The 15184-nt window shown below is 72.0% G+C and carries 15 protein-coding genes; 4 read left to right on the top strand and 11 right to left on the bottom strand.

Translation table 11 applies throughout. The features are described from left to right. Positions 1-148: 148 nt before the first annotated feature. From ACFYZB_RS04670 to ACFYZB_RS04660, 3 genes are all read right to left on the bottom strand, one after another. Positions 149-1729, bottom strand: a complete 1581-nt coding sequence (locus ACFYZB_RS04670) for a TROVE domain-containing protein (protein WP_388754296.1) — start codon at positions 1727-1729, stop codon at positions 149-151. A gap of 542 nt (positions 1730-2271) precedes the next feature. Continuing rightward, the gene (locus ACFYZB_RS04665; protein ID WP_388754293.1) at positions 2272-3720 is read right to left on the bottom strand and encodes an alkaline phosphatase PhoX; all 1449 of its coding nucleotides are present in this window, start codon (positions 3718-3720) and stop codon (positions 2272-2274) included. Between the two features lie 163 nt (positions 3721-3883). Then, positions 3884-5311 (bottom strand): hypothetical protein, encoded by a 1428-nt coding sequence (locus tag ACFYZB_RS04660; protein WP_388754289.1) that lies wholly within the window; start codon positions 5309-5311, stop codon positions 3884-3886. A 266-nt stretch (positions 5312-5577) separates the two neighbouring features. Between ACFYZB_RS04660 and ACFYZB_RS04655 the strand changes: the two genes are divergently transcribed. After that, positions 5578-7404 (top strand): endonuclease/exonuclease/phosphatase family protein, encoded by a 1827-nt coding sequence (locus ACFYZB_RS04655; protein WP_388754286.1) that lies wholly within the window; start codon positions 5578-5580, stop codon positions 7402-7404. 12 nt (positions 7405-7416) lie between these two features. On the opposite strand, the gene ACFYZB_RS04650 is transcribed toward ACFYZB_RS04655, so the two are convergent. The 5 genes from ACFYZB_RS04650 to ACFYZB_RS04630 form a co-directional block, all read right to left on the bottom strand. Then, a complete protein-coding gene (locus ACFYZB_RS04650) occupies positions 7417-8154 on the bottom strand; it encodes an SRPBCC domain-containing protein (RefSeq protein ID WP_388754283.1) in 738 nt (245 codons plus the stop codon). 14 nt (positions 8155-8168) lie between these two features. Beyond that, on the bottom strand, positions 8169-8780 hold the full coding sequence (locus tag ACFYZB_RS04645; protein WP_388754281.1) for an ArsR/SmtB family transcription factor: 612 nt from the start codon (positions 8778-8780) through the stop codon (positions 8169-8171). 73 nt (positions 8781-8853) lie between these two features. Then, entirely contained in the window at positions 8854-9378 is a 525-nt protein-coding gene (locus tag ACFYZB_RS04640) for a DUF3618 domain-containing protein (protein WP_388754279.1), read from the bottom strand. A 413-nt stretch (positions 9379-9791) separates the two neighbouring features. Beyond that, positions 9792-10487, bottom strand: a complete 696-nt coding sequence (locus tag ACFYZB_RS04635; protein WP_388754277.1) for a hypothetical protein — start codon at positions 10485-10487, stop codon at positions 9792-9794. Next, entirely contained in the window at positions 10484-10627 is a 144-nt protein-coding gene (locus ACFYZB_RS04630) for a hypothetical protein (protein ID WP_351209426.1), read from the bottom strand. The genes ACFYZB_RS04635 and ACFYZB_RS04630 overlap by 4 nt, the downstream gene beginning before the upstream one ends. Before the next feature lie 168 nt (positions 10628-10795). On the opposite strand from ACFYZB_RS04630, the gene dapA reads away from it, so the two are divergent. Then, positions 10796-11698, top strand: a complete 903-nt coding sequence (gene dapA / locus ACFYZB_RS04625) for a 4-hydroxy-tetrahydrodipicolinate synthase (RefSeq protein ID WP_388754274.1) — start codon at positions 10796-10798, stop codon at positions 11696-11698. Between the two features lie 112 nt (positions 11699-11810). Then, positions 11811-12314 (top strand): hypothetical protein, encoded by a 504-nt coding sequence (locus ACFYZB_RS04620; RefSeq protein WP_388754272.1) that lies wholly within the window; start codon positions 11811-11813, stop codon positions 12312-12314. 52 nt (positions 12315-12366) lie between these two features. Here the strand turns inward: ACFYZB_RS04620 and dapD are convergent, their stop codons facing one another. From dapD to ACFYZB_RS04605, 3 genes are all read right to left on the bottom strand, one after another. After that, complete coding sequence (gene dapD, locus ACFYZB_RS04615) at positions 12367-13353, bottom strand: 2,3,4,5-tetrahydropyridine-2,6-dicarboxylate N-succinyltransferase (protein ID WP_388754269.1); 987 nt, start codon at positions 13351-13353, stop codon at positions 12367-12369. Between the two features lie 63 nt (positions 13354-13416). Further along, complete coding sequence (locus tag ACFYZB_RS04610) at positions 13417-13953, bottom strand: TetR/AcrR family transcriptional regulator (protein WP_388754267.1); 537 nt, start codon at positions 13951-13953, stop codon at positions 13417-13419. Next, positions 13953-14276, bottom strand: coding sequence for a multidrug efflux SMR transporter (locus ACFYZB_RS04605; protein WP_351209421.1), 324 nt, complete (start codon positions 14274-14276; stop codon positions 13953-13955). The genes ACFYZB_RS04610 and ACFYZB_RS04605 overlap by 1 nt, the downstream gene beginning before the upstream one ends. A 105-nt stretch (positions 14277-14381) precedes the next feature. Between ACFYZB_RS04605 and ACFYZB_RS04600 the strand changes: the two genes are divergently transcribed. Beyond that, positions 14382-15170: an AbfB domain-containing protein gene (locus ACFYZB_RS04600; protein ID WP_388754265.1), complete on the top strand. Its 789-nt coding sequence runs from the start codon at positions 14382-14384 to the stop codon at positions 15168-15170. Positions 15171-15184 lie beyond the last annotated feature (14 nt).

Genomic DNA, 15184 nt, shown 5'->3' with positions numbered 1-15184 from the left:
GCGATCTGCGACCGGACGCGCCGTGTCGGCCTGGAACAGGGCGCTGTAGGCGTTCAGCGCCGGCTGCCCGCCGAGGTGGGCACAGGGTGTGGCCCGCACCCCGCGTGAAGTGCGGGCCACGCTTCGACGGCGGCCGGAGGCCGGGACCTCAGGCCTGCCACGGCCAGCGGCTGTCGTGAGCCGCTTCGAGCAGGGGCACCATCCGGAAGGCCGCGTCCGAGAGGCCGCCGAAGGTGTGCCGGTTTCCCGAGCCCGACGGTCCGTGGCCCGCCCGGTAGCCCTCCAGGTTCCAGGTGTAGACGGGCACATGGGCCGGGATCAGGTCGGTCGGGTCGCCGTGCCGGTTGGGGGCGTACTGCTCGTCGGTGACGATCAGCACCCGGTCGTGCTTCCGGTAGTGCCGGCGCACCGCGTCGGTGGTGTCGGTCCCGCCCAGGTCGCCGAAGCGCTCCAGTATCTTCAGCACCGACTCGCCCTTGCGGAACGGCACCTGGGCGCTGGTCGAACCGAACTGGACGAGGTCGGCGTCGGCCGCCCGCAGCGCGAGGGCGGTGCCGAAGATCGCCGCCGCGTCCGCCCGGCTGAGCTCCGAGCGATCGCGCGACTGCGCCCAGAACATCGAGCCCGACCGGTCGACCAGGACCAGCGTCCGGCCCGGCAGCGCGGGCACGTTGGCCAGCGAGTGGCCGAGCGCCTGCTCCAGCGGGTACGACCAGCGCAGCGACGGCGCGTGCCGGTAGGCGGCGAGGTAGCGGAAGGGGAACTGCCGCGAGCGCGCCACCTGCTCCGGGTCACTGATCTTCGCCGCCACCCGGGCCGCGACCTCGTCGGACACCCCGGCCTCGTCGAAGTTGCGCAGGTTGCGCAGCAGTGCCATCGCCCCCATGGACGGGATCACGGACTCCCAGGCCGCGTGGTCCATGGGGCCCTGGAGCCAGCCGGCCAGCGCCTCCCAGGTGATGCCGGCCGCCGCCAGCCGCTCGGCGCCGCCGGGCGAGGTGACGACCGCCCGCCGCTCCTGGACCGGCAGTGCCATCAGCTCGCGGTGCGCGCCGAGCACGGGCAGGGACGCGGGCGGCACGGCGGTGTCCGGGTGGTGCCGGCGGTCGAGCGCGTACTGGAACAGCTCGCCCTGCCACGGCTTGTCCGGGTCCGGTGCCGCGTGCACCAGGTTGAGGATGTCGCCGAAGCGGTAGCCCTTGGACGCGGTGTCGTACTTCAGCAGCGACTTGGGGTGGTACAGCCGTCGTACGGCGTCGGCGACCCCCCGCTTGACGGGCTTGGGCACGGCACGGCCGTAGGTGGAAGTCCAGTACGCGAGCAACTCGCCGGGCTCGTCCGGGCGCTGGAGTACGCGGTCCACGACCTGCCGGTTCGAGGGTCCGCCGGTCGCGCCGGCCGTCAGACGCGCCTGCACGTACTCGGCGGCGCCCACGAGCGACGCCGTCCGCATCTGGCCCTCACCCCGCAGCCAGCCAAGCAGGCCGGCCGTCCACTCCGGGTCGCTGACGGCGAGGTCACGCACGAGCCGGGCGAACCGGTCGTCGCGGTCCTTGGCGTTCTCGTAAAAAGTGCCCGCGAGGAAGTGGGACACCGCCAGCAAGAAGAGTTCCGAGCGCGGGTCGCGCTCCTGGCCGCGGCCGCCCTCGTAGGTCCGCATGATCCGGCCGGTCGACGTCACCGGCGACTTCGGCTGTGCCTTGGCGGTACGCGTGTTGAATCGCGCCATGGTGAATTCCCCCGAATTCCTTCGTGTTTCGGAGGGAGGCACAGCAAATGGAGGGTGTCCGAGGTCAGGGGTCGGCGGCGGACTTTACCCAGATGCTCTTCCGATTGAGCTACACCGACCCGAAGTCGATGACGGGACTCGAACCCGCAACCGTCCGATCCAATGAAGTAACCGCTGCCTGCGCACCGGACACCCACCATGTGCTGCGCCTCCCGAGATCAAGTCGGCGGCGGTTCCGGATCCTCTTTGCCAAAGAAGTAACCGCAGCCTGCACACCGGGAGGTGCATGAAGTCTTCCGTGTCCAGAGATCGAGGTCGGCGGAACCGACGTGTTGGCGCTCTAACCCCTGAGCTACACCGGCCCGTTGAGCCGGTGGCGGGACTCGAACCCGCGGCCTCCCCATTAAGAGTGGAAGTAGGTCCTGCCTGTCGCACCTGGACGTGGATCACTCTAGGAGGGGAGCCAAGGGACGAGCCAGCGAATTAATTCGGGGCCGTCTGACGCGGAGTTCAGCCGCGCTTGACGGGCGTCGGGCGTACGTCTAACACCGCTGCCGCTTCCAGGGCCCGGTGATCGCGAGCATGATGCCCGGCTCCTGGATGTTGGCGAACAGGGTCGCGCCGTCGGGTGAGAAGGTGACGCCGGTGAACTCGCTGTACTCCGGCTCCGCTTCGGTGCCAAGGTTGAGCTCGTTGCGGGCGATCGGGTGGGTGCGGCCGCCCTCGGTGGCGCCGAACAGGTGCTGGACGCCCTCGCCGTCCTCGGCGACGACCAGGCCGCCGTACGGGGAGACGGTGATGTTGTCCGGGCCGTCGAAGGCGCCGTCCGTCGCGGGGTCCGGGTTCACGCCGAGCAGGACCTTCAGGGTGAGCGTGCGGCGGCGCGGGTCGTAGAACCAGACCTGGCCGTCGTGCTGGACCGGGCTCTCCGCGCGGGCGTAGGAGGAGACGATGTAGGCGCCGCCGTCGCCCCACCACATGCCCTCCAGCTTGCGGGCGCGGGTGATCCGGCCGTCGGTGAACTGCTTGCGGACGGAGACGGTCCTGGCGTCGCGGTCGGGGACGTCGATCCAGTCGACGCCGTAGACCGTGCCAGTCTTCGTGGCGCGGGAGAGGTCGTCCACGTACCTGCCGCCGGAGTCGAAGCACCTGAAGGCCTGCAGAACACCCGCGTCGTCGGCGAGGGTGCGCAGCCTGCCGCGGCCGTGGCGGAAGCCCTCCGGCGGGGTCCAGCGGTAGAGCAGGCCGTTGGGTCCGGCCGCGTCCTCGGTGAGGTAGAGGTGGCCTCGCTTCGGGTCGACGACGACGGCCTCGTGGGCGTAGCGGCCGAGGGCCTTGATCGGCTGGGGGTCACGGTTGGCCCGGCGGTCCTCCGGGTCGACCTCGAAGACATAGCCGTGGTCCTTGGTGAAGCCGTACCGGCCGGCCTTGTCCTCGGTCTCCTCGCAGGTCAGCCAGGTGCCCCAGGGGGTGCTGCCGCCCGCGCAGTTGGTGGCGGTGCCGGCGATGCCGACCCACTCGGCGACCTCGCCGCCGCGGCGGACCTCGACGACGGTGCAGCCGCCGGCCGCCGCCGGGTCGTAGACGAGCCCCTCGGTCAGCGGCACCGGGTGCGGCCAGTCGGCGCGGGCGCCGGCGAGTTCGTGGTTGTTGACGAGGAGGGTCGTGCCGCGCGGGCCCTCGAAGGTGGCGGTGCCGTCGTGGTGGGAGGGGGTGAACTCGCCCGATTCCAGCCTGGTCCTGCCGCTGTAGGTGATGATCCGGTAGGTGAAGCCCTCGGGCAGGGCGAGGATGCCGTTCGGGTCGGGTACCAGCGGGCCGTAGCCGATGCCCGGGTGGTCTCCGTGCGCCGGCTCCGCCCCGGCGCTGTCGGTGTCCGTCGCAGCGAGGGCGTTCGGCGCCGAGGCGAGGGCGTCGACGCTGCCCGCCAGGGCGACCCCGGCACCGGTGATCGCAGATCTTCCGGCGAAGTCCCCGCGGGTGAGCGACATGGTGTGTCTCCTGCAGACGGTCGGAGTGCCGTGGAGGGTGGCGGACCTCGGTCCGGCGCACACGCTCCCGCCACACCTTGAACGGGAGCTGAACATCGGGCTGCTCCAGGGGCCCTTGTTCACGAATCCGTACACACCGGCCCACGACCGACTCAAGGAGTCGTCAAGCGCTGTGCTGCGAACGCGCCTTGAAGGCGGCCTTCCGCGCCTCCTTGGCCACCTTCTTGTCCGGGTGCAGCCGCCCCATCGCCTCCAGCACGTCGGCCGTGGCCGGGTGCTCCACCCGCCAGGCCGCGGAGAAGAACCCGCCGTGCTGTGCGGCCAGCCCCTCCACCAGCGCCTGCAGTTCCTCGGAGTTGCCCTCGGCCGCCAGTTGCGCGGCCACCGTGTCGATGGTCAGCCAGAACACCAGCTCCTCGGACGGCGCCGGCACCTGAGCCGCACCCCGCTCACTGAGCCACACCCGGGCCAGGCCGCCCAGTTCCGGATCGTCCAGCACCTCCCGCAGCGCCGGCTCGGCCTCCGTGCCGATCAGGGACAGCGCCTGCTGGCAGCGCAGTCGGCGCAGCGGCGCGCCCGCGTCCGCACCGCGTGCCGCCGCCAGCAACTCCCGTGCCGCGGCGAGGGGTTCCCGCCGGGCGAGCCACTGTTCGGTCTCGGCGCGCGCCGCCGACTGGCCGAACGCGGCCGTGCCGTCGAGCAGCGCGTCCGCACCCTTGTCGGCGAGTTCACCGACGGCCGGTGCCTGGAACCCGGCCTCCAGCAGCCGCGCCCGCAGCCCGTACGCGCCGAGCGGGGTGAGGCGGACCATGCCGTAGCGCGCGACATCGGTGTCGTCCACCGGCGCGGCGGGCTCCTCCTCGGCGTCGGCCATCAACCCCTCGTCCACCGGCTGGTACTCCACCAGCCCGACCGGCTCCAGCACCCGGAACTGGTCGTCGAGCCGCATCATCGCGTCGGAGACCTGTTCCAGGACGTCGTTGGTGGGCTCGCCCATGTCGTCGGGGACGATCATGGATGCGGCGAGCGCGGGCAGCGGGACGGGCCCGTCGCCGGGGCCGTCCTCACTCACCGTCAGCAGGTACAGATTGCCGAGGACGCCGTCGAGGAACTCGGCCTCGGCCTCCGGGTCCCAGTCGAGTGACGAGAAATCGATCTCGCCGCCCTCGTCCAGGGCGTCGACCAGATCGTCCAGGTCCGGGACGCTCGCGTCGGCGACGACGGTCTCCAGAGCGGTGAGCCACACGGCGAGCACATCGGCCGGGGTGCCCCCGGTGAGCAGCTTCAGCTCCTCGCCGGCCCGGACCGTGCCGGCCTCCTCGTCCACGATCTCGACCAGTCCGGTGTCCACGGCGACCCGCCAGGCCTCACTGGCGTACGCGGCGGCGTCCTCGCCGCTCAGTCCGAGCAGTTCGGCGGCGGCCGGAAGCTGTTCCTCGACCAGTCCGCCGCCGGCGTCCACGCGGGTGTCGGACCCGGCCCAGCGGGCGAGGCGGGCGGCGCGGGAGAGCAGCGGAGTGGACAGTGCGGCGCGTGCCAGCTCCGCTTCGGGGTGCAGCCGTACGGGCGGCAGGGGGGAGCTGTCTGACATCGGCTGGTTCTCCTCGGACCGTGAACGGGCTCAGCCGCTCAGCCTAGACGGATTTCCACCCATGCCGCCCGGTTCATCTCCCCGTCGGCCGCCGTACATGGCCGAAACCTTGACAACTCCCGTCGCCAGGCAGGAGATTGACGCGCGTAGAAGTTGGGGGGACAACTGTTCACTCGGCTCTATGCGTGTCACGGAGGGCTACGACCCCCTCACGCTCCCGTTCCACCCTCGTCCCGGCGCATCGTCACGTCCCCGGAGGGATCCCCTTGCCGAGCAGGTCTTCCACGCGCCTCGCCGCGCTCACCGTCGCCGCCGTCTGCAGCGCGGCGTCCGCCGTCGTCCTCACCTCCCCCGCGCACGCCGACTCGGTGCGCATCCACGACATCCAGGGCACCACCCGAATATCGCCGTTCGCCGGGCAGAAGGTGACGGACGTGCCCGGCATCGTCACGGCCACGCGCACCTACGGCTCCTCCAGAGGCTTCTGGATCCAGGATCCGAACCCGGACGACGACCCGGCCACCAGCGAGGGCGTCTTCGTCTTCACCGGCTCCGCGCCGAAGGTGGCGGCCGGCGACTCGGTGACGGTGACCGGCACGGTCTCGGAGTACGTCCCGGGCGGCACGTCCTCCGGCAACCAGTCGGTCACGGAGATCACCAAGCCGGCGGTCACCACGGTCTCCACCGGCAACCCGGTCCCGGCGCCGGTCGTGATCGACGAGGACTCGGTGCCGGACGAGTACGCCCCGGACGGCGACACCGCGGCCGGCGGCTCGATCAACGGCCTGACCCTGGACCCGTCGAAGTACGCCCTGGACTACTACGAGTCCCTGGAGGGCATGAACGTCCAGGTCGAGGACACCCGCGTGGTCGGCCGCACCGACCCGTACAGCGAGCTGTGGGTCACGGTGAAGCCGTGGGAGCACCGCAGCCGCCGCGGTGGCACGGTGTACGGCTCCTACGACTCCCAGAACACGGGCCGGCTGCAGATCCAGTCGCTGGGCCCGACCGCCGACTTCCCGAAGGCGAACGTCGGCGACACCCTCTCCGGTACGACGTCCGGCCCGCTGGACTTCAACCAGTTCGGCGGCTACACCCTGGTCGCGAGCAAGCTCGGCACGCTGCACAGCGGCGGCCTGGAGCGCGAGACGACCCGGAAGCAGTCGAGCCGCGAGCTGGCGCTGGCGACGTACAACGTCGAGAACCTCGACCCGTCGGACCAGACCTTCGACCAGCACGCCGCCGCGATCGTGAACAACCTGCAGTCGCCGGACATCGTGTCCCTGGAGGAGATCCAGGACGACAACGGCGCCACGGACGACGGCACGGTCGACGCGAGCGTCACCGTGAACAAGCTGATCGACGCGATCGTCGCCGCGGGCGGCCCCAAGTACGACTGGCGCTCGATCAACCCGGTCAACGACCAGGACGGCGGCGAGCCGGGCGGCAACATCCGCCAGGTGTTCCTGTTCAACCCCGAGCGGGTGTCCTTCGTGGACCGCCCGGGCGGCGACTCGACCACCGCGGTCGGCGTCACGAAGGAGAACGGTAAGGCCGAGCTGACGGTCTCGCCGGGCCGTATCGACCCGGCGAACGCGGCCTGGAAGGACAGCCGCAAGCCGCTGGTGGGCCAGTTCGTGTTCCGTGGCAAGACCGTCTTCGTGATCGCCAACCACCTGGTCTCCAAGGGCGGGGACCAGGGCCTGACCTCGCAGTACCAGCCGCCGACGCGCAGCTCGGAGATCCAGCGCCACGCGCAGGCGACCGAGGTGAACGCGTTCGTCAAGGACATCCTGGCCGTCCAGAAGAACGCGAACGTCGTCGCGCTCGGCGACATGAACGACTTCGAGTTCTCCGGGACCGCGAAGATCCTCGAAGGCGACGGCGAGCTGTGGTCGGCGATCAAGTCGCTGCCGAAGAGCGAGCGTTACACCTACGACTACCAGGGCAACGAGCAGGTCCTGGACCAGATCCTGATCAGCCCGGCAATCCGGCGCGGCTGCGACTTCGACTACGACTCCGTGCACGTCAACGCGGAGTTCAACGACCAGATCAGCGACCACGATCCGCAGGTGCTGCGCTTCCGCCCGTGACCGGGACCGGTCTCACGCCTGGCTGAACACCTCGTTCAGCCAGGCCTGCCAGGCACTCTCGTTCGCCTCGGCGTCGGCGTCCGGCGCGAAGTCGTGGATGCTGATGCCGAGCGGGGCGCCCCAGTGGCCGCGTCCGAAGAAGCGGATGAGGGCGTCGTCGGTGCGCAGCCCGATGAAATACGGGTTGCGGTAGTCGAGTACGGCGTCCAGGGTGCGCCCGCCGGGTCCCCGGACGCCGACCTTCGTGCCGGCGGCCGTGTCGTCGGCGAGCCCGAGGGCGCGGCCGACGGCGGCGAGGGCCTGCGTGGTCTGCGAGGCCGCGGGCCCGTTCAGCTGGGCGAAGGCGACCGGGCGGGGCGCGAAGTGCGTCAGGTACTCGCACAGGGTGTGCAGATAGAAGTTGGTGTGCTTGCTGGCGCCGTCGTACTGGTTGTTCCAGTCGTCGGTGAAGATGCCGCTGTGGACATAGCGCACCCAGGCCCGGCGGCCCTCGTCGCGGGGCTCGATGGTGTAGTCGAGCTGGTTGACCGACTGGGTCGGCATGCCCACGTTCTCACTGCGGTTGGTGTACCGGTGGGGCGGGTCCCAGGCCGTGACGGTGGACCCGAAGGGACCTCGGCCACCCTCCCGGGGCTCGGGCGGATCCATCGGCCAGAGATAGCCACCGGTGCCGGTGGTGACGGCCTCCCAGACCTTCTCGGGCGGGACGTCGACCTCGAACTCGCGGACGATCTTGAATTCCTTGGACATGGCGGGGCTCCTGCTCACTGCTCCAGTGCGGGGGTGGGCTGCTGGTCCTTGACCGTGGGATGGAGGGCGACGACGATCCGGTGGTCGCGGCCGCCCTCGGCGTCGGGGGCGTCGTACTTGCGGATCAGCGCGCTCACCCCCGCCGTCAGCTCCTGCACGAAGGCCGCGCGGTCGGCGGCGGAGGCGAACCGGACCTGCCCGTCGAGGGCATAGGTCGCCAGCCGCTTCCTGGCCCTGGCGGCGCCGGTGATCAGCGCGCCGACGTCCCGCACCAGGCGGGCGCCGAGCGCGAGCAGCCAGCGCGCCGAGAACTGGTCGCGGAAGCGCTCCGGGTCCGGCTGCACGGCGGGCAGGGCGGCGGGCGAGATGACGTACGACGCGGCGGTCGCGCGCATCAGCCGCTCGGTGACATTGCCCTTGCGGCGCTCCCCGGCCAGTTCGACCAGGCCGTGCCGCTCCAGCGCCCTGAGGTGGTAGTTCACCTTCTGCCGGGGCAGTCCGACCCGCCCGGCCAGCATCGCCGCCGAGGCGGGCTCGGCGGCCAGTTCGGCGAGCAGCCGGGCTCGCACGGGGTCCAGCGACACGGCTGCCGCCTCGGGGTCCTCGATCACGGTCACGTCCAGCATGCGTCCACCCTCGCACCGAAAACTTTTTTTGTCCAGACGGATCTAGTTTTCGGTGCGAGGGGCCCCGGACCGGTCAGTGGTGATGCCGCCTGCGCCAGGCAATGCCGCCCGCCACCGCCGCCGCGCCCAGCACGCCCACGGCGACCACCGGTCCCGGATGGCGCGCGCCCGCGCGCAGCGCCCCGCGCAGGGGCTGCGGGACGGTGCCCTCCACGGCGTGGCCCGCGCGCCCGGCCCGGCCCTGCGCCGTATGCCCGGCGTGCACGGCACGCTCCTGCACCGCGTGCCCCATCTGCGCGGCCTTGCCCTGCACCGCGTGACCCGCCTGCACGGCCCTGCCCTGGACGGCGTGACCGGCCTTGGCGGCCCGGTCCTGCACGCCGTGACCGGCCTCGGCGGCGCTCACACGCAGCTGGACGGTCATGGCGCCGGCCTTGTCCCGCAGATCGGCGGCCCGCACCCGGGCCCGCCCCTTCACATCCGCCTTGCCCACCAACTGGGCGACGGTGTCGCCCACTTGGTGCCTGGCGTGCTCGATCTGGTGCCGCAGCTCGTCGGGCCCCTTGGCGCCCGAGCCGTGCGGAATCCTGTGCTTCATCGGTGTGCCCTTTCCCTGATCGCGCCTGTCACTGCCGAGCGTCTCCCCGGGGGCGGGCGGGGCGACCACGGATGCGGTGCACCACCGCAGCGGGGGTCCGGTTGGCGGATGAGCATGACGCCTCCTGAGGCCGCGCACGGGGGGACGGGGACGTGGCGGGTGGTGTCCGCCCGCAGCGCCCGGCGAAGACCCGGCCGCCCCCTGCGGAAGCAGTGCGCCGGACCGCGGACGGACACCACCCGGCGCGGCACCGACTCACCCACCACCGTAGGCGCGCCCCAAGCCCCCACGCACCCGCACAGGCCGCCGCAGGCACCAGGCCACGCACCCGCACAGGCCGCCGCGGCATCCGCCCCGCACGGGCGCGCCGAGGTGCGGGTACCCGGAACGAAGACGGTCAGTCCGCCGGCTCGTCAGCCCGCACCCGCTCCCCCGTTCCCGCGCTCGCCCAGCCGCGCGAGTTGGCTCTGGAACCAGTCGAGGCGCGCCTGCAACAGCGCCGCCTCCGCGACGAGTTCGGGCACGCCCAGTTCCGCGCCGTGCGCCAACTCCCCGGACGGGGACCGCGCACCGCCGCTCCGCGCCACGACCCGCAGCCCTTCTCCGGCCAGCCGGGCGAACCCGGCGAGCGAGACGGACGTACGGCCGTGCACACAGCCGGCGCACACGGGGACCAGCGCCCGCCAGCCGGGTCTGCCCCAGCCTGCGTCGGCGAGCGCGACGGCGGTGGCGCCGCAGGCGCACGGCCCGGCGGTGGCCGTGCGCACCCGCTGCCGGGCGTAGCGGAAGCCGCGCTCGAAGCGGATGTAGGCGCCCAGCACGGAGACCTCCAGCAGGAGGGCCGTCCGGTGCTCGGCGGTGCACAGCATGGCCTCGGCGCCACTGCGGTCATGGACGCAGTGGAAACCGCAGTCGCACAGCCGGGCAGGCGGGCGGTGCCGCCGGCCGTAGACGCAGGAGGCGTCGTCGAGCACGGCGTACGGCAGCGCGCCGCCGAGCGACACACCGGTGAACCCGGCCCGGGTGCCGTCCTGGGACAGCACCGGGTGGGCGATCTTGTATCCGGTCGGCGGCTCCGTCGGGCGTTCCGCCGGGAGCCGCAGTCTCATCGGCCGGCCGGGACCTCTTCGCGGGCCGGTTCGGCCGGTTCGACGCGGGCGGCGGTCTCCTCGGGGAGCGGGGTCTCCTCTTCGCGGACGAGCGGCCGCTCCTCGGCGACTCCGGTGGCCAGTGCCTTGCCGAGCTTCATGGTGCCTCCCATGACGGACGTCGGTGACCCTTGGCCCATAGTGACCCATGAGGGGCCGAGTTGGACACAGGGCCTTCGGTCACCACCCCTGGCACATCAGCAACGCTTACCAATACCCCTTAGAAGAATTAAGTGGAGCTTCACTATGTCGAGGCCGAGACTACCCCTATGACGACCCCACGCACTCCCACCCGCCCCTTCGGCCGCACACTCTGCGCGATGATCACGCCCTTCACCGAGGAGGGTGCCCTCGACCTGGACGGTGCCCGCAAGCTGGCCGCGTGGCTGGTGGCCGAGGGCTGCGACGGCCTGGTGCTGAGCGGCACCACGGGCGAATCGCCCACCACCACGGACGCGGAGAAGGCGGAGCTGATCACGGCGGTCCGGGAGGCGGTCGGCGACCGGGCGTCCCTCGTCGCGGGCGTGGGCAGCGCCGACACCCGGCACACGGCCGAGCTGACCCGCGAGGCCGAGAAGGCGGGCGCCGACGGCGTACTGGTGGTGACGCCGTACTACAGCAGGCCGCCGCAGGAGGCCGTGGAGGCGCACTTCCGCGCCATTGCCGACGCGAGCGACCTGCCCGTGATGCTCTACGACATCCCGGGCCGCACCGGTACCCGGATCGAGCCGGAGACGGTGATCCGTCTGGCCGCACACCCGCGGATCGTGGCCGTGAAGGACTGCTCCTACGACTTCCTCGGCACCCAGAAGGTCCTGGCCCACACGGACCTGGCGTACTACGCGGGCTGCGACGAGCACGTGCTGGCGCTGTACGCGGTCGGCGCGGCGGGCTGTGTGAGCACGGTCGCCAACGCCGTACCCGGCCGGATCGCCGCGATCCTCGATGCCTTCGACGCCGGTGACACCACCCGGGCGACCGAACTCCAGCTGCGGGCCACGCCGTTGATCGCGGCGATGATGGACGCGGGCCTGCCCGGCACGGTCACCGCCAAGGCCCTGCTCGCCCGGCTCGGCCGGCCGGCGGGCCCAGTGCGCGCCCCGCTGCTGCCCGCCGGCCAGGCGGTGGCCGCCGGGCTGCTGGCGCACTACGAGAAGCTCGTCGCGGCCTGACCGCCGCTCGGCGAACCCCGCACACCCGGGTCATCTCCTCGCCGGTCGGCGGGGGCCGACCCACAGGAAAACTCGGCGGCCCGGCCCGCCTCCCCTGCCGTACGGTGTCCCCGTGAGCCGCCCCCTGCTGTTCCTGGACGTCGACGGCCCCCTCAACCCGTACGCGGTCCGGCCGGAACGCCGGCCCGAGGGTTACACGACCATCCGGGTGCCCGTCGGCTTCCGGCGCCCGCTGCGGGTCTGGCTGAACCCGGACCACGGCCCGGCCCTGCTCCGGCTCGGCTACGACCTGTGCTGGGCGACGAGTTGGATGGCCGAGGCCAACGTCTGGATCGCACCCGTAGTCGGCCTGCCCTCCGATCTGCCGTACGTCGACTTCGGCACCGGCCTGTTCGCCGAGCGGCCCGACGGCGTCCACTGGAAGACGGAGGCGATCGTGGCGTACGCCGCGGGCCGCCCGTTCGCCTGGGTGGACGACGAGCAGAGCGCGGCGGACACCCGGTACGTCAGGGCCCGGCATCCCGGCGCCGCCCTGCTCCATCACGTGAATCCGAGGCTCGGCCTGCGCCGGTCCGACTTCTCGGCGCTGCGGGAGTTCGCGGACGCGCGGGCATGACGGAGCGCCCTTCCCCATGCGGCGAAGGGCGCTCCATGCCGGACGCGGTGGGTCAGTTGTGGCTGTGCAGGATGTCGTTCAGGCCGCCCCAGACCGCGTTGTTCGGGCGGGCCTCGACCTTGCCGGTGACCGAGTTGCGGCGGAAGAGGATGTTGGAGGCGCCGTTGAGCTCGCGGGCCTTGACGATCTGGCCGTCGGGCATGGTGACCCGCGTGCCCGCGGTGACGTACAGGCCGGCCTCGACCACGCACTCGTCGCCGAGGGCGATGCCGACGCCCGCCTCGGCGCCGATCAGGCAGCGCTCACCGATGGAGATGATCACGTTGCCGCCGCCGGACAGGGTGCCCATGGTGGAGGCGCCGCCACCGATGTCGGAGCCGTCGCCGATCACGACGCCCGCGGAGATACGCCCCTCGACCATGGAGGTCCCCAGCGTCCCGGCGTTGAAGTTGACGAAGCCCTCGTGCATGACGGTGGTGCCCTCGGCGAGGTGCGCGCCGAGGCGGACCCGGTCGGCATCCGCGATGCGCACGCCCTTCGGGGCGACGTAGTCGGTCATCCGCGGGAACTTGTCGATCGAGGTGACCTGCAGGTGCAGGCCCTCGGCGCGGGCGTTGAGGCGCACCTTCTCGACGTCGTCCACGGCGACCGGGCCGAGCGAGGTCCAGGCGACGTTGGCGAGGTGGCCGAAGATGCCGTCCAGGCTCTGGCCGTGCGGCTTGACCAGACGGTGCGAGAGCAGGTGCAGGCGCAGGTAGACGTCGTGCGCGTCGATCGGCTTCTCGTCGAGGGAGGCGATGACCGTGCGGACCGCGACCACCTCGACGCCCCGGCGGGCGTCCGGGCCCATCGCCGCGGTCGCGCCGCCGCCCAGCAGCTCGGCCGCCTGCTCGGCGGTGAGCCGCTCGGTGCCGGCCGGGCCCGGCGCCTCGACCAGCTCGGGGGCCGGGAACCAGGTGTCGAGAACGGTGCCGTCGGAGGCGATGGTGGCAAGGCCGGCGGCGACAGCGCCGGTGGTGCGGGAAGCAGAGTCGGTCATGGGGAAAACCTAACGTGGGCGGGGGTGCGGGAGCGAACCGTGTCTCACGGACCGGGCGCGGCTTCAGCGGATCACCCGAGCCAGCACTTCTCGCGCGTACTCCTCGTCGTACGAACCGCCCGTGAGCAGCACCTGCAGACAGATTCCGTCCATCAGGGCCACCAGCGCCCGCGCCGTCCCCGGGTCCACGCGCGCGGCCAGCCGCCGGGCCGTCTCCTCCGCCCACTGGGCGGCGACCGGGCGCAGGGCGGGGCGCCGCAGGGCCGCGAGGTACAGCTCGTACTCCAGCTCCACGCCCGGCCGGTCGCGGCCCAGCCACTCGCCGAGGACCCGGGCGAGACCGGCCGCGAGGTCGTCGCCGGGGTCCGCCAGGACCCCGCTCGCGTCGAGCACCTGCGCGAACCCCTCGTTGGCCTGGCAGAGGGCGGCCACCAGCAGGTCGTCCAGGGTGGCGAAGTGGTACGTCGTGGAGCCGAGCGGGACGTCCGCCTCGGCGGCGACCGTACGGTGGCTCAGCCCGGCGATGCCGTCCCGGCCGGCCACCCGGAGGGCCGCGTCGATGATGCGCTGCCGCCGCTCGGGGTCGTAGCGCCGGGCCATCAGTGGCTCGCCCCGCCCAGGTTCAGCACCACCACACCCCCGATGATCAGCAGGATCCCGCCGACCTTGGCGAGGCCCAGTCCCTCCCCGAACAGCAGCAGGCCGAGCAGGGCGATGGTCGCGGTGCCCACGCCGGACCAGATCGCGTACGCCGTGCCGATCTGGACGGTCTTCAGCGTCTGGGCGAGCAGCGCGAAGGAGACGAGGTAGCCCAGAGCGGTCACGAGCGAGGGCCAGAGGCGGCTGAATCCCTCGCTGTACTTCATCGCCGTCGTCGCGGCGACCTCGGCGGCTATGGCGCCGGCGAGTGTCAGGTATCCCATGTGTACGAGCGTACACAACGATGCGTACGGTCGTACACAACGAGAAAGTTTCAGTTTCACAGAAACCGCTCTCCGCTGCCGCTCCGGCCACTAATGTGCGGGGCCATGTCCGACCACACCCCCCATCCCCGGGAGACCGGCCGGCCCGCCGGCATCTCCCGCTTCCCCGGCACCCGAAGACTCTGGGCGGCCGGCGCACTGGCACTCGCGGTGGTCACCGCCTGCGTCACGGCCTTGGCCGTGAACGGCGGGTCCCCGCGGGCCGAAGCCACCCCGCAGACGGCCGGAGCCCCCACGGACAACGGCCCGGGCCTGCTCTCCTTCGCCTCTCCGTCGGCGCGTACGACGGCTCCGCCCGAGGGCAGGACCGCTAGGGCATCCGGGACACCGCGCACCACCGCGCCGCACCCCGCCGACCCGAGGCCCACACCGCCCAAGTCACCGGCTGGGCCAGGGAGTTCCCCGGAACCCGCCCCCACCCGCCGTTCTGTCCGTTCCCTGAACTACCCCGACCGCTACTGGCACATCAGCGGCGACCTGGTGAAGCTCGACCCGGTGAGCTCCCCCGCCACCCGGCGCGCGGCGACCTTCACCGTGGTCAACGGCCTTGCCGACGCGCGCTGTTACTCCTTCGCCACCGCCGACGGCGGCTACCTCCGCCACCGGAACTTCCTGCTGCGCGCCGAACACGACGACGGCACGCCCCTGTTCCGGCAGGACGCCACCTTCTGCCCCCGGCGGTCGTCCGTCAGCGGGGCGACCATGCTGGAGTCGGTCAACTACCCCGGCCGTTTCCTGCGGCACCAGAACTTCCAGCTGAAGCTGGACCCGTACCAGAACACCGACCTCTACCGCGCGGACTCGGCGTTCCTGCTCGTGGATGCGCTGGGCTGAGCAGACGAAAGCGG

This window comes from Streptomyces sp. NPDC001852 (assembly GCF_042891825.1).
GTDB lineage: Bacteria > Actinomycetota > Actinomycetes > Streptomycetales > Streptomycetaceae > Streptomyces.
Note: the sequence above shows the minus strand (reverse complement) of the source record. Positions and strands in the feature narration are given on the sequence as shown.

What these genes read in the sequence shown, in the direction of transcription:
- dapA (WP_388754274.1), top strand. Translation starts at nt 10,796, where the DNA reads ATGACGACCCCACGCACTCCCACCCGCCCCTTCGGCCGCACACTCTGC.
- ACFYZB_RS04630 (WP_351209426.1), bottom strand. Translation starts at nt 10,627, where the DNA reads ATGAAGCTCGGCAAGGCACTGGCCACCGGAGTCGCCGAGGAGCGGCCG.
- ACFYZB_RS04645 (WP_388754281.1), bottom strand. Translation starts at nt 8,780, where the DNA reads ATGCTGGACGTGACCGTGATCGAGGACCCCGAGGCGGCAGCCGTGTCG.
- ACFYZB_RS04635 (WP_388754277.1), bottom strand. Translation starts at nt 10,487, where the DNA reads ATGAGACTGCGGCTCCCGGCGGAACGCCCGACGGAGCCGCCGACCGGA.
- dapD (WP_388754269.1), bottom strand. Translation starts at nt 13,353, where the DNA reads ATGACCGACTCTGCTTCCCGCACCACCGGCGCTGTCGCCGCCGGCCTT.
- ACFYZB_RS04610 (WP_388754267.1), bottom strand. Translation starts at nt 13,953, where the DNA reads ATGGCCCGGCGCTACGACCCCGAGCGGCGGCAGCGCATCATCGACGCG.
- ACFYZB_RS04640 (WP_388754279.1), bottom strand. Translation starts at nt 9,378, where the DNA reads ATGAAGCACAGGATTCCGCACGGCTCGGGCGCCAAGGGGCCCGACGAG.
- ACFYZB_RS04660 (WP_388754289.1), bottom strand. Translation starts at nt 5,311, where the DNA reads ATGTCAGACAGCTCCCCCCTGCCGCCCGTACGGCTGCACCCCGAAGCG.
- ACFYZB_RS04600 (WP_388754265.1), top strand. Translation starts at nt 14,382, where the DNA reads ATGTCCGACCACACCCCCCATCCCCGGGAGACCGGCCGGCCCGCCGGC.
- ACFYZB_RS04670 (WP_388754296.1), bottom strand. Translation starts at nt 1,729, where the DNA reads ATGGCGCGATTCAACACGCGTACCGCCAAGGCACAGCCGAAGTCGCCG.
- ACFYZB_RS04605 (WP_351209421.1), bottom strand. Translation starts at nt 14,276, where the DNA reads ATGGGATACCTGACACTCGCCGGCGCCATAGCCGCCGAGGTCGCCGCG.
- ACFYZB_RS04665 (WP_388754293.1), bottom strand. Translation starts at nt 3,720, where the DNA reads ATGTCGCTCACCCGCGGGGACTTCGCCGGAAGATCTGCGATCACCGGT.
- ACFYZB_RS04650 (WP_388754283.1), bottom strand. Translation starts at nt 8,154, where the DNA reads ATGTCCAAGGAATTCAAGATCGTCCGCGAGTTCGAGGTCGACGTCCCG.